We start from the raw sequence: 12,939 nt of genomic DNA, 5'->3' as shown, positions 1-12,939 counted from the left end.
CCCTGTCATGCGGTGACGCCCGGATATGCGTCAAGCAGGCTGGCCATTCGCGCAGGCGGGGGCCATATGCCTCGAAACCGTCGTGATGCCGCTCCAGGGGAAGGCAGACATGTTCGCTCCGCTCTTCCGCTGGCTCGAAAGCCGAATCGACGTCTTCGCTCCCTTCGACGAGCAGGAGACGCCGCCGCATGGCGTCTGGCCCTTCATGTGGCACCACATCAAGGGTGTGAAGGGCTGGATGGCGGCGATCATGATCACCGGCCTCGGCTTCAGCGGCATCGAGGCGGCGATGTATCTGATGGTCGGCTGGTTCGTCGATCTGCTTTCGACGCAGTCGCCGCAGACGATCTTCCGGGATCATGGCTGGCTGCTTGCGAGCGCCGCCTTCCTGCTCGTGGTCGTCAGGCCGCTGATCTATTTCGCCAACCACGCCATCGTCGATCAGGTCGTGGTGCCGCAGATCACCAACCAGATCCGCTGGCGCAATCATGTCTACACGCTCGGCCATGCGCTGGGTTACTTCCAGAACGATTTCGCAGGACGCCTTTCCGCCCGCGTCATCCAGGCCGGGCAGTCGATCCGCGGCGCGACGATCGAGGTCATCGACGATCTCTGGTACGCGCTGGTCTTCGCCACGGTCGCGATCGGCTTTTTCGGCAAGACCAGTCTCTGGCTCGCCCTGCCGGTCGTCGTCTGGCTCGGCGCCTATGTCTCGCTGCTCATCTACTTTGTACCGCGCGCCAAGAAGCGCTCGGAGGCGAATTCCTTCGGCCGTTCGACCACGACCGGGCGCATCGTCGATTCCTATACCAATATCCTGACGGTGAAGCTGTTCGCGCGCGCCGATGCCGAGCGCTCCGCCGTCCGCGACTCGTTGACGCGGTGGAACGCCTCCTTCCTCAACCTGTCTCGGCTGATCACCGGCGTCAGTGTGATCCTGCAGACGATGAACAGCCTGCTCGTCGTGGCGACGGCCTGGCTGGCGCTGCTGCTCTGGAGCCAAGGCGAGATGACGCCGGGCGCGGTCGCGGCCGCGATCGGCCTAGTGCTGCGCCTCGTGCAGATGTCGGGCTGGCTGATCCATCTCGTGCGCGGCATTTTCGAGAACATCGGCTCGGTGCAGGAGAGCATGGAGACCATCGCCAAGCCGCATGATCTGCGCGACGCGCCGGATGCGCAGCCGCTCGTCGTCGACAAGGGAGCGATCAGCTTCGAGAATATCCGCTTCAACTACGGCCGGGGCGCCGGGCTGTTCGAGGGGCTCGATCTCAAGATCGAGCCGGGCGAGCGGGTCGGTCTGGTCGGACCGTCCGGCGCCGGCAAGTCGACGCTGGTGAACCTGCTGCTCCGGCTCTATCCGCTCGAGAGCGGGCGCATCCTGATCGACGGGCAGGACATCGCCCATGTCACGCAGGACAGCCTGCGGGCGCAGATCGGCATGGTGACGCAGGACAATTCGCTGCTGCATCGCTCGATCGGCGACAACATCGCCTACGGCAGGATCGGCGCGAGCGAGGACGAGATCGCCGCGGCCGCGCGACAGGCGGCGGCGCATGACTTCATCCTCGGGCTCGGCGACCAGGACGGGCGCCAGGGCTTCGATTCGCGCGTCGGCGAGCGCGGCGTGAAGCTCTCGGGCGGCCAGCGCCAGCGCATCGCCATCGCCCGCGTGCTGCTCAAGGACGCGCCGATCCTGATTCTCGACGAGGCGACCTCGGCTCTCGATTCAGAGGTCGAGGCAGCGATCCAGCAGCAGCTCGCGGCGCTGATGCAGGGCAAGACCGTGATCGCGATCGCGCATCGGCTTTCGACGATCGCCGCGCTCGACCGGCTGATCGTGCTCGATCAGGGGCGGATCGTGGCCACCGGAAGCCATGAGGAGTTGATCCGGCGCGGCGGGCTCTACGCCCGGCTCTGGGCGCGGCAATCGGGTGGCTTCCTCGCTGCCGCGGATCCGGAAAAGCTCACGGTCTGAGGTCCCCGCCTGCGAACTGTGCGCCATGCATGGGCGGGTGGTTCGCGACAGTAGACTTCGTCCAATCTGCATGTCAAAGAGCCCGAGGTGACGCACCGCCGCATTGCGGCGGTCGCGGCGCGCCCCTATGAGGGCGAGAGGCGACAATTTCGAGCTGTTCCAGCTCGCAAGACGTGCAAGAGGATTGGATCGTGGCGAACGCGACCGATACATCGACCGGAACAACCCGCCGCGATTTCCTGATGCTTACGACCGGGGCCGCAGGCGCCGTCGGCATCGGCGCTGTCATCGTCCCCCTGATCAGCCAGCTCGCTCCCGATGCGCAGACCGTCGCTGCCGGCGCGCCGATCGATCTCGATCTGACGCCGATCGCCGAGGGCCAGTCGATCAAGCTGTTCTGGCGCGGCAAGCTGATCTTCGTGCGCCATCGCACCAAGAAGGAGGTCGACGAGGCTCTCGCCGTCGATATCGCGACGCTGCGCGATCCGCAGACCGATCAGCAGCGCACCAAGCCCGGGCACGAGCGCTTCCTTATCGTCTATGGCAACTGCACCCATCTCGGCTGCGTGCCGCTCGGCAACGCTCCCGGCGAGCCGAAGGGCGATTATGACGGCTGGTTCTGCCCCTGCCACGGCTCGCACTACGATTCCTCCGGCCGCATCCGCAAGGGCCCGGCACCGCTCAACCTGCCGGTTCCGCCCTACGCCTTCACGGCGGATACCAAGATCAAGATCGGCTGAGCAATGCGCTCGACGCTTTCCCGCCAAGATGAGACAGCCTTGAGGCATTCTTCATGAGTGGTCACAGTTCCTACGTTCCGAAGACCGGCATCGAACGCTGGCTCGACGCCCGCCTGCCGATCATCCGCCTGGCTCATGATTCGGCCGTCTCCTATCCGGTGCCGCGCAACCTGAACTATCTCTGGACGTTCGGCGGCATCCTGGTGTTCATGCTGGTGGCGCAGATCATCACCGGCGTCATCCTGGCGATGCACTACACCGCCAACTCCATGCTGGCGTTCAACTCCGTCGAGCACATCATGCGCGACGTGAACTATGGCTGGTTGCTGCGCTATCTGCATTCGAACGGCGCCTCGATGTTCTTCGTCGCCGTCTACGTGCACATCTTCCGCGGCCTCTACTACGGCTCGTACAAGGCGCCGCGCGAGGTGCTCTGGATCCTCGGCGTGGTCATCTTCCTCCTGATGATGGCGACGGCCTTCATGGGCTATGTGCTGCCCTGGGGCCAGATGTCCTTCTGGGGCGCCACCGTCATCACCAACCTGTTCTCGGCGCTGCCGGTGATCGGCGAGACGATCGTCACCTTCCTGTGGGGCGGCTACTCGGTCGACAACCCGACGCTGAACCGCTTCTTCTCGCTGCACTATCTGCTGCCGTTCATGATCTTCGGCGTCGTCGTGCTGCACATCTGGGCGCTGCATGTCGTCGGGCAGAACAACCCGTCGGGCGTCGAGGTGAAGAACGTCGAGAAGGACACCGTGCCCTTCACGCCCTATGCGACCGTGAAGGACATCTTCGGCATGGTCGTGTTCATGATCCTGTTCTCCTGGTTCGTGTTCTATCAGCCGAACTTCCTGGGCCACGCCGACAACTACATCCCGGCGAACCCGGCCGCGACGCCGGCGCACATCGTCCCCGAATGGTACTTCCTGCCGTTCTACGCGATCCTGCGCGCCATCCCCGACAAGCTCGGCGGCGTGCTGGCCATGGGCTCGGCCATCGTCGTGCTCGCCTTCCTGCCCTGGATCGACACCTCCAAGGTCAAGTCGATGACCTATCGTCCGATCGCGCGTCAGCTCTTCTGGGTCTTCGTCCTGGTCTGCATCGGCCTGGGCTATCTCGGCGCCATGCCGGCGGAAGGTGGCTACGTCATCGCCTCGCAGATCTTCACCGTGCTGTATTTCGGCTTCTTCGTCGCGCTCTTCGTCGTCGGCCTGTTCGAGCGGCCCAAGGCGCTGCCGACCTCGATCGCCGATGCCGTGCTCGCCGCTTCCGCCAAGAACGGCTCGGCGGCGCGCATCGCGACCGCCACCGCTGCCGAACCGAACGTCAAGGGCTGACGGAACCATGAGCAGAACATCGTTTCGTCTGGCCCTGACCGGGCTCGCCGCCGGCCTGTCGCTGGCGCTCTTCCAGCCGGCGGCGCAGGCGGCCGAGGGTGCGCCTCATCCGCCGGCACTCAACTGGTCGTTCGCCGGCCCCTTCGGCAAGTTCGACCGGGCCCAGCTGCAGCGCGGCTTCAAGGTCTACAAGGAAGTCTGCGCGAGCTGCCATGGCGCGAGCCTGGTTGCCTTCCGCAACCTCTCGCAGCCTGGCGGCCCCGAGTTCACGCCCGGGCAGGTCGCCGCGCTTGCCGCGACCTATCAGATCAAGGACGGCCCGAACGACCAGGGCGAGATGTTCGACCGGCCGGGCCGGGCGGCCGACCGCTTCCCGTCGCCCTTCCCGAACGAGCAGGCGGCGCGCGCAGCCCAGGGCGGCGCCTATCCGCCGGACTTCTCGGTTCTGGCCAAGGCCCGCACCTATGTTCGTGGCTTCCCGACCTTCATCTTCGACATGTTCACCCAGTATCAGGAGCAGGGGCCGGACTACATCCATGCGCTGATGGTGGGCTATGAGGAGCCGCCTGCCGGCGTCACGCTCCTGCCGGGGCAGAACTACAACAAGTATATGCCGGGTCACCTGATCGCGATGCCGAAGCCGCTTTCGGACGGGCAGATCGAGTACCCCAAGGGCCCGGACGGCAAGTCGCCGGTGCCGGAGACGGTCGACCAGTACGCGCGTGACGTCGCAGCCTTCATGGTCTGGATGGCTGAGCCGCATCTGGAAGCGCGCAAGCGCTTGGGCATGCAGGTCATGCTCTTCCTCGTGGCCTTCTCGTTCCTGCTCTACTACACCAAGAAGAAGGTGTGGTCGCGCATGCCGGACGGCTCGCCCGCTCACTGAGTGCTCAACAACGATCCTGCGAAAGGCCCCGGAGACGGGGCCTTTTTGCTATCCGGCCGTCATTCTCGGGCGAAGCGAAGCGCAGATCCGCGAAACGCGGGCAGGCAGAGATGCCGAAGCCTCCTCGGCAGAAGATGCTCGGGTCGAGCCCGAGCATGACGGCGTTGCGCTGCGCACCGTATTGCGACCGTCATCGAAAGATGGTCCCTTCCGCGCCCGCAACAGGGAATCAGCCATGAGCGAAGCCGTCCTCGGAATCATCGGCGGATCGGGCATCTACGATCTGCCGGGCCTCAGCGACTTGCGCGAGGAGCGCATCGACAGCCCGTGGGGCGAACCGTCGGATACGCTGCGGATCGGCCGCCTCGGTTCCACCAAGATCGTCTTTCTGCCGCGGCATGGGCGCGGCCATGCGATTCCGCCTTCCGAGATCAACTATCGCGCCAATATCGACGTGCTGAAGCGCGCCGGCGTGACCGACCTCGTCTCGCTCTCGGCTTGCGGTTCCTACAAGGCCGAGCTCTATCCCGGGCTGTTCGTCCTGGTCGATCAGTTCGTCGATCGCACCACGCGGCGTGAAAGCTCCTTCTTCGGCAAGGGTTGCGTTGCCCATGTCTCCGCCGCCCATCCGGTTGGGCCGGGCTTGCAGGGGCGCATCGCAGCGGCTGCGGAAGCGGAGGGGTTGCCCTTCGTGCGCGGCGGAACGCTGGTGACGATGGAAGGGCCGCAATTCTCGACCTATGCGGAATCGATCACCTATCGCGGCCTCGGCTACGACCTGATCGGCATGACCGCGATGCCGGAGGCCAAGCTCGCGCGCGAGGCGGAGATCACCTACGCCACCGTCGCCATGGTGACGGACTACGATTGCTGGCACGAGCTGCACGGCGCGGTCGATGTTGCTTCCGTCGTGGCGGTTCTGCATGAGAATGCCGACAAGGCGCGCCGCCTCGTCGCGCGGCTTGCGGCCGACTTCCCGGCCGAGCGCGATGCTTGCCCGGCCGGCTCGCACAGGGCCCTCGACAATGCGATCATCACCGCGCCCGCCTTCCGCGATCCTGCTCTCCTGGCGAAGCTCGACGCGGTCGCCGGGCGCGTGCTCAAGGGCTGAATGATGGCCGCGCCCTTGACGAAGCCGGCTCGGCGTCCGACCAAGGCGTCCGTCACCATGTCCGAGACGACGTCAATGAACCTAGCCGACAGCATCCGCGCGATTCCGGACTATCCTCGGCCCGGCATCGTGTTTCGCGACATCACGACGCTGCTCGGCGACGCGCGGGCTTTCCGCCGTGCCGTCGATGAGCTGGTGCAGCCCTTCGCGGGACTGAAGATCGCCAAGATCGCCGGAATCGAGGCGCGCGGCTTCATTCTCGGCGGTGCCGTCGCGCATCAGCTTTCCGCAGGCTTCATCCCGGTGCGCAAGAAGGGCAAGTTGCCGCTCGAGACGCTGCGGGCGACCTATGCGCTCGAATACGGAACCGACGAGATCGAAATTCACCGCGATGCGGTGCAGCCGGGCGAGCGCGTCCTGCTGGTCGACGATCTCGTCGCGACCGGGGGCACGGCCGAGGCGGCCGTCAACCTGTTGAGCGGGCTGGGTGCGGAGGTGGTCGCGGCCTGCTTCATCGTCGACCTCCCCGATCGTGGGGGGGCGGACAGGATCCGCCGGCTCGGCGTGCCCGTGCGGACGCTCGTGTCTTTCGCCGACTCTTGAGCCCATGAAGATCAACGGCCAGCATTACCGGACGATCTGGCTCGCGCAGGATGGCTGGCGCGTCGTGGTCATCGACCAGACGCGGCTGCCTTTCCGTTTCGAGACCGTGGCGCTCGGCTCGGCCGAGCAGGCGGCCGAAGCGATCCGCTCCATGGTGGTGCGCGGTGCCCCCCTGATCGGCGCGACGGCGGCCTATGGGGTCGCGCTGGCGATGCGGGCGGATGCATCCGACGCCGCGCTGGAGGCGGCGCTCGCGCTGCTTGGGGCGACCCGGCCGACGGCAGTCAATCTGCGCTGGGCGCTCGCGCGCATGCGGCGCGTGCTGGCGGCGCTGCCCGCCGAGAACCGCGCCGAAGCTGCCTATGTCGAGGCGGCGGCGATCTGCGACGATGATGTCGCGCTCTGCCGCGCGATCGGCGAGCACGGACTGCCGCTGATCCGCGAGATCGCCGGGCGGAAGCCGACGGGGCAGGTCGTCAACATCCTCACCCATTGCAATGCGGGCTGGATCGCGACGGTGGATTGGGGCACGGCGCTGGCGCCGATCTATCTGGCGCACGATGCCGGCATACCCGTCCATGTCTGGGTCGACGAGACGCGCCCGCGCAATCAGGGCGCGGCGCTGACGGCCTATGAGCTTGGCGCCCATGGCGTGCCGCACACCGTCATCGTCGACAATGCCGGCGGGCATCTGATGCAGCGCGGCGCAGTCGACATGGTGATTGTCGGCACGGACCGGACGACGGCGACGGGCGACGTCGCCAACAAGATCGGCACCTATCTCAAGGCGCTCGCAGCGCACGATAACGGTGTGCCGTTCTATGTTGCGCTGCCGTCGCCGACGATCGACTGGAGCATCGGCGACGGCCTCGCCGAGATCCCGATCGAGGAGCGCGCCGCGCGCGAGGTGACCCATCTTTCCGGGCTTGCGGAGGATGGCGAGGTGCGTCCCTTCCGCGTCGTCGCGCCCGGCAGCGGTGCGGCCAACCCGGCCTTCGATGTGACGCCGGCGCGGCTCGTCACCGGGCTCATCACCGAACGCGGCGTCTGCGCGGCAAGCGCCGAAGGGCTTGCGCATCTCTTCCCCGATCAGGCGAGCAAGGCGACGGCATGAACGAGTTGGAGCTGCGGCAGGAGATCGTCGCGGTCGCGCAGGCGATCGACCGTGCGGGCTTCTGCCCGTCGAAATCTGGCAATGTCTCGGCGCGCTTCGGGGAGGGACTGCTGATCACGCCGTCCGGACTGCCCTATGCCAAGACGAAGCCGGAGGACCTGATCCATCTGGCGCTCGACGGGACGGTGCTGAGCGGGGCGCGCAAGCCTTCCTCGGAATGGCCGTTCCATGTCGAGATCTACAAGGCCCGGCCGGATGCGCAGGCGCTCGTGCACACCCATTCGCCGCGCGCCACGGCGCTCTCCAGCACGCGGCGCGGCATCCCGGCGTTCCACTACATGATCGCGCTCTGCGGCGGCGCGGATGTGCGCTGCGCCGACTACGCGACATTCGGGACGCCGGAGCTTGCGGCCAACGCAGTGAAGGGGCTGGAGGGGCGCAAGGCCGTGCTCCTCGCCAATCACGGCGTCATCGCGCTCGGCCAGACGCTGGCCGGTGCGCACACGATCGTGGCCGAGGTCGAGAACCTCGCAGGGCAGTATCTCGACATCCTGGCGGCCGGGCTCGAACCCGTCATCCTCGATGCTGCCGAGATGGAGCGCGTCGGCGCCAAATTCGCGGGCTACGGCAAGGTCGGCTGAGGTCGTCGCTGAGGATGCCGCCAACACCCGCCTCGCGCCTGTGATCGCGCTGCCGCGATCAAGGCGGCAGCGTCTTTTCCGTTCTGCAGTGGCTCGGCTATGCCGGGACGGCGGCCGGCCGGGAGCACGCGCCGATCAGATTGCAGCGCAACCTGATCGGATCCGGCTCTAGTCGAGCATGAAAGGTTGCTCCAGCACGTCCCTGGAATCGAGGCCGAGCTGCACCTCGAAGCGTCCGCTCTCGACGACTTCCTTCAGCTCGGCATTGATGAACTTGAGCTGCTCCTTGCCGATCTCGAAGCGGACCACGCGGCTCTCGCCGGGCTTGAGCGTCACCTTCTGGAAGCCCTTCAGCTCCTTTATCGGCCGCGCGATCGAGGCGTAGGGGTCGGCGATGTAGAGCTGCACGACGTTTGCGCCCTCATAGGTGCCTTCGTTGGTCAGCGTCGCCTCGGCAGTCAGGCGTTGGTCCCGCGTGATCCGGGCCGCCGAGAGCTTCAGGTTGGACAGGGTGAAGCGGCTGTAGCTCAGTCCGAAGCCGAAGGGATAGAGCGGGCCCTGCTCCTCCTCGAAATACTGCGAGGTGTAGTTGCCCGGCTTGCCCGGGGTGAACGGGCGGCCGATCCGCAGGGGGTTGTAGTAGGTCGGGATCTGACCGGCGGAGCGGGGGAAGGAGATCGGGAGCTTGGCCGAGGGGTTGTGGTCGCCGAACAGCACGTCGGCAATGGCGTTGCCGCCCTCGGTTCCGGTGTACCAGGTCTCCAGCAGCGCGTCGGCGTTGTCCTTTTCCCAGCCGAGGGCGAGCGGACGGCCGTTCATCAGCACGACAACGAGCGGCTTGCCGGTCGCCTTGAGGGCCTTGAGCAGGGCGCGCTGGGAACCGGGCATCTCGATGCTGATGCGGCTCGACGATTCATGCGACATGCCGCGCACCTCGCCGACGACCGCGATCACCACATCGGCCTGGTTCGCGACCGATACGGCCTCCTGGATCATCTCCTCGGGGCTGCGCGGATCCTGGATGACCTCCGGCTTGTCCCAGTTCAGATAGTTCAGGTATTCGACGACCTTCGGATCGTCGAGGACGTTGGAGCCGCGGGCGGTAATGAGGCGCGCCTTGCCCTCGATCGCGTTCTCGATGCCGGCGCGCACGGTCACGGCCTGCTCGGCCACGCCCTGCGCGGACCAACTGCCGAGGATGTCGAGCCCGGAATCGGCCAGGGGCCCCACGAGCGCGATGGTTCCGGTCTTCTTCAGCGGCAGCGTCTGGTTGCGGTTCTCCAGCAGCACGATGGTTTCGCGGGCGATCTCGCGCGCCGGCTGGCGGTGGAGGCGGCTGTCGGCCTTCTCGTTCACCGGGTCGTCGGCGGGTTTGCCCATGCGCAGGAACGGGTTGGCGAACAGGCCGAGATCGTATTTGGCGCCCAGCACCTCACGGACGCAGGCGTCGAGTTCGGCCATCTTGACCTCGCCCGAGGCGATGAGGCCCGGCAGCTCGGCGAGATAGACCTGATCGGCCATGCTGAGGTCGATGCCCGCCTTGATGGCGAGCTTGGCCGCCTCACGCGCATCGCGCGCCACGCCATGGCGCGTCAGCTCGGTGATTGCGCCATGGTCGCTGACGGTCACGCCGTCGAAGCCCCATTGCTTGCGCAGCAGATCCTGCATCAGCCAGGTGTTGGAGGTCGCGGGCACGCCGTTGATCGAATTGAGCGCGACCATAACGCCGCCGGCTCCGGCCTCGATCGCGGCACGGTAGGGCGGCAGATAGACCTGATGCATGCGCAGCGGGCTCATATCGACCGTATTGTAGTCCCGCCCGCCTTCGACCGCGCCGTAGAGCGCGAAATGCTTGACCACGGCCATGATGCTGTCGGAGCGGTCGGTGGCGTCGCCCTGGAAGCCGCGGACGCTGGCCCGAGCGCATTCGGAGACGAGATAGGGGTCTTCGCCGAAGCCCTCCGAGGTGCGGCCCCAGCGCGGGTCGCGGCTGATGTCGACCATCGGCGCGAAGGTCATGTCCACGCCGTCGTTGCAGGCTTCGACGGCCGAGACGCGGGCCATGCGCTCGATCGCGGCCATGTCGAAGCTCGCCGCCAGCCCGAGCGGGATGGGGAAGGTCGTGCGGTGGCCATGGACCACGTCATAGGCGAAGAAGAGCGGGATCTTCAGGCGGCTGCGCTTGATGGCCGCTTCCTGCAGCGGCCGATTGTCGCGCCGGATGACGGTGTTGAACGAGCCGGCGATGCGCCCGGCTGCAACCTCATCCATCAGCTTGGCATGCGGCATCTCGGGGCCGATGCTGATCAGGCGCAACTGGCCGATCTTCTCCTCGACCGTCATGCGTTTGATCAGGTCGTCGATGAACGTCTTCTTGCTGACGGGGCCGGTCAGGTTGAGGGCTTGTTTCGGCGCCGCTTCAGCGGGCTTTGCCGCCATCCCCGCTGCCAATGCGACTGAAGCCATGGCGCCTAGCGCCTGGCGCCGGGACAGGCCCCGATCGGCCTCGTCATTGCATGACACCGCATCCAGCCCGTCCGCGGCCGGCGCACCGTTCGAATTATCCATGCTGAGTTCGTTCACTGAGGTTGGGAAAGGCGAAGGGCGGCGTGGGAGCGGTTCGGAAGAACGACGCTCATTCCTTGACCCTTGGATCGATGATGGGCATTTGTGCTCGGGTGCGCCGCTGCCAACGTGGGACGGGCGCGCTCCGCCCCGCCAGCCTGCATCTTTAAGGAGCTGATGTGAACTTGTCGACCCGTTCTGGTAACGGGGCCTTCAATATGGCCCGGTTTTCTTCTTCGGCCGGACGCATGCTGACGATAGCATTGGATTGGTGCGGAGCGGCCCGGCGCGGGGCGGGCTTCGCGCGATTGGGACTGGCGCTCGGCTGGCTGGCCGCCGGCACGCTCGCCGGGACCCCGGCCTTCGCGCAGAAGCGCCCGGCTGATTTCGGGCTCGAGGATGTGCTCGCGAAGGCGAAGGCGCTGGCGGACAAGCCCCACGTCACCCCGGTCAGCAATCTGCCGGACGTGTTCAGCAAGATGCAGTTCGCCGACTACCAGAAGATGCAGCCCCGGCGCGACCGCTTTGCCTGGACCGAGCTGCGTACGCCCTTCAAGCTGGCCTTCTACCATCAGGGGATGCAGTTCAACACGCCGGTGAAGATCAACGAGATCGTCAACGGCGCCGTGCACGAGATTCCCTACGACGCGGGGCGCTTCGACTTCGCCGACCTGCATTTTGACCGCAACGAGACCAGCAAGCTCGGCTGGGCCGGCTTCCGGGTGGTGTATCCGATCAACCAGGCCGGCAAGCTCGACGAGGTCATGAGCGTGCTGGGCGCGAGCTATTTCCGCGTCATCGGCAAGGGACAGATCTACGGTCTTTCGGGGCGCGGCCTGGCCATCGATACCGGCCTGCCGATTGCCGAGGAGTTTCCGGCTTTCCGCGAGTTCTGGCTTCGCCGCCCCAAGTCCGGGGATCAGCGTCTGACCTTCTATGCGCTGATGGATTCGCCGCGGGCGACGGGCGCGTATGAATTCACCCTGGCGCCGGGCGCCGACACGGTGCTGAGCGTCAAGGCGCGCGTCTTCATGCGCGAGGGGGCGGCGCCGCGGACGCTTGGCATCGCGCCCTTGACCAGCATGTTCCTCTTCGGCCCCAATCAGCCGTCGTCGACCTATAACTTCCGGCCGGCCATCCACGATTCCAACGGTCTCGCCATTCGTGGCGGCGACGGCAAATGGACCTGGAGCCCGCTCAGCAACCCTCCGTCCGCGGTGGCTATCACCAATTTCGCGGCCGAAAATCCGAAAGGTTTCGGGCTGCTTCAACGTGGACGCTCGTTCACGCGCTACGAAGATCTGAAGGATCGCTACGACTTGCGTCCGAGTGCCTGGATCGAACCGACCAATGCCTGGGGCAAGGGCAGCGTGCGTCTCGTCGAAATCCCGACAGCGGACGAGACCAATGACAACATCGTGGCCTTCTGGGTGCCCGAGAGCATGCCGGCGGCCGGCCAGCCGCTGCAGTTCGACTATCGAATCCACTGGACGACGGACGAGCCTGCGATTTTGAAGGACGGCACGTCCTATGTCTGGCAGACGATCCGCTCTACCGGGGAGTTCTATCAGTCCAACCTCATTCGTGCGGGCGACGGGACGCAGGCGTTCCTGATCGACTTCAAGGGGCCTTCGTTGCGCAAGCTTTCGCCGCAGGCGCAGATCACCGCCGAGGTCGGCGCCAACGACAATGTCGAGATCGTCGGGACCGAGCTGCAGCCGAACCCCGCCATCCAGGGCTGGCGTCTGACGTACCGGGTCAGAATCAAGAACCCGGCCGTGTCTTCCGATCTGCACGCGACATTGAAGCAGGGCGACCGCACGCTCACCGAGACCTGGAACCTGAGAATTCCTCCTTTGCCCGCTCCGAAGGCAAGGGAGTCCTATCTCAATCCCTTCAAGGCGATCGAAGGTCAAAGGTCAGAGCTGGTCGAACCGAAGCCCTGACGCCACGCGTTGTGGCCG

At 66.1% G+C, this 12,939-nt stretch carries 10 protein-coding genes; 9 read left to right on the top strand and 1 reads right to left on the bottom strand.

What is annotated here, in order from left to right; genetic code table 11:
* Positions 1-109 precede the first annotated feature (109 nt).
* From AB4Z10_RS08275 to AB4Z10_RS08240, 8 genes are all read left to right on the top strand, one after another.
* On the top strand, positions 110-1,975 hold the full coding sequence (locus tag AB4Z10_RS08275; RefSeq protein ID WP_441469904.1) for an ABC transporter ATP-binding protein: 1,866 nt from the start codon (positions 110-112) through the stop codon (positions 1,973-1,975).
* A 191-nt stretch (positions 1,976-2,166) separates the two neighbouring features.
* Positions 2,167-2,715, top strand: a complete 549-nt coding sequence (petA, locus tag AB4Z10_RS08270; RefSeq protein WP_441469903.1) for a ubiquinol-cytochrome c reductase iron-sulfur subunit — start codon at positions 2,167-2,169, stop codon at positions 2,713-2,715.
* Positions 2,716-2,768: 53 nt separating this feature from the next.
* On the top strand, positions 2,769-4,055 hold the full coding sequence (locus AB4Z10_RS08265) for a cytochrome b (protein WP_441469902.1): 1,287 nt from the start codon (positions 2,769-2,771) through the stop codon (positions 4,053-4,055).
* Positions 4,056-4,062: 7 nt separating this feature from the next.
* Positions 4,063-4,941, top strand: coding sequence for a cytochrome c1 (locus AB4Z10_RS08260; RefSeq protein ID WP_441469901.1), 879 nt, complete (start codon positions 4,063-4,065; stop codon positions 4,939-4,941).
* Positions 4,942-5,176: 235 nt separating this feature from the next.
* On the top strand, positions 5,177-6,052 hold the full coding sequence (locus AB4Z10_RS08255; RefSeq protein ID WP_441469900.1) for an S-methyl-5'-thioadenosine phosphorylase: 876 nt from the start codon (positions 5,177-5,179) through the stop codon (positions 6,050-6,052).
* Between the two features lie 57 nt (positions 6,053-6,109).
* On the top strand, positions 6,110-6,655 hold the full coding sequence (locus tag AB4Z10_RS08250) for an adenine phosphoribosyltransferase (RefSeq protein WP_441469899.1): 546 nt from the start codon (positions 6,110-6,112) through the stop codon (positions 6,653-6,655).
* Between the two features lie 4 nt (positions 6,656-6,659).
* The gene (gene mtnA / locus AB4Z10_RS08245; protein ID WP_441469898.1) at positions 6,660-7,769 is read left to right on the top strand and encodes an S-methyl-5-thioribose-1-phosphate isomerase; all 1,110 of its coding nucleotides are present in this window, start codon (positions 6,660-6,662) and stop codon (positions 7,767-7,769) included.
* On the top strand, positions 7,766-8,410 hold the full coding sequence (locus AB4Z10_RS08240; protein WP_441469897.1) for a class II aldolase/adducin family protein: 645 nt from the start codon (positions 7,766-7,768) through the stop codon (positions 8,408-8,410). Before mtnA ends, AB4Z10_RS08240 begins: the two co-directional genes overlap by 4 nt.
* A 168-nt stretch (positions 8,411-8,578) precedes the next feature.
* Here AB4Z10_RS08240 and bglX read toward each other — a convergent pair whose 3' ends face one another.
* The gene (bglX, locus tag AB4Z10_RS08235; protein ID WP_441469896.1) at positions 8,579-10,978 is read right to left on the bottom strand and encodes a beta-glucosidase BglX; all 2,400 of its coding nucleotides are present in this window, start codon (positions 10,976-10,978) and stop codon (positions 8,579-8,581) included.
* Between the two features lie 245 nt (positions 10,979-11,223).
* On the opposite strand from bglX, the gene AB4Z10_RS08230 reads away from it, so the two are divergent.
* A complete protein-coding gene (locus tag AB4Z10_RS08230) occupies positions 11,224-12,921 on the top strand; it encodes a glucan biosynthesis protein G (protein ID WP_441469895.1) in 1,698 nt (565 codons plus the stop codon).
* Positions 12,922-12,939 lie beyond the last annotated feature (18 nt).

The sequence above is a fragment of the Allobosea sp. RAF48 genome (assembly GCF_052114025.1).
In the GTDB taxonomy this organism is placed as follows: domain Bacteria; phylum Pseudomonadota; class Alphaproteobacteria; order Rhizobiales; family Beijerinckiaceae; genus Allobosea.
Note: the sequence above shows the minus strand (reverse complement) of the source record. Positions and strands in the feature narration are given on the sequence as shown.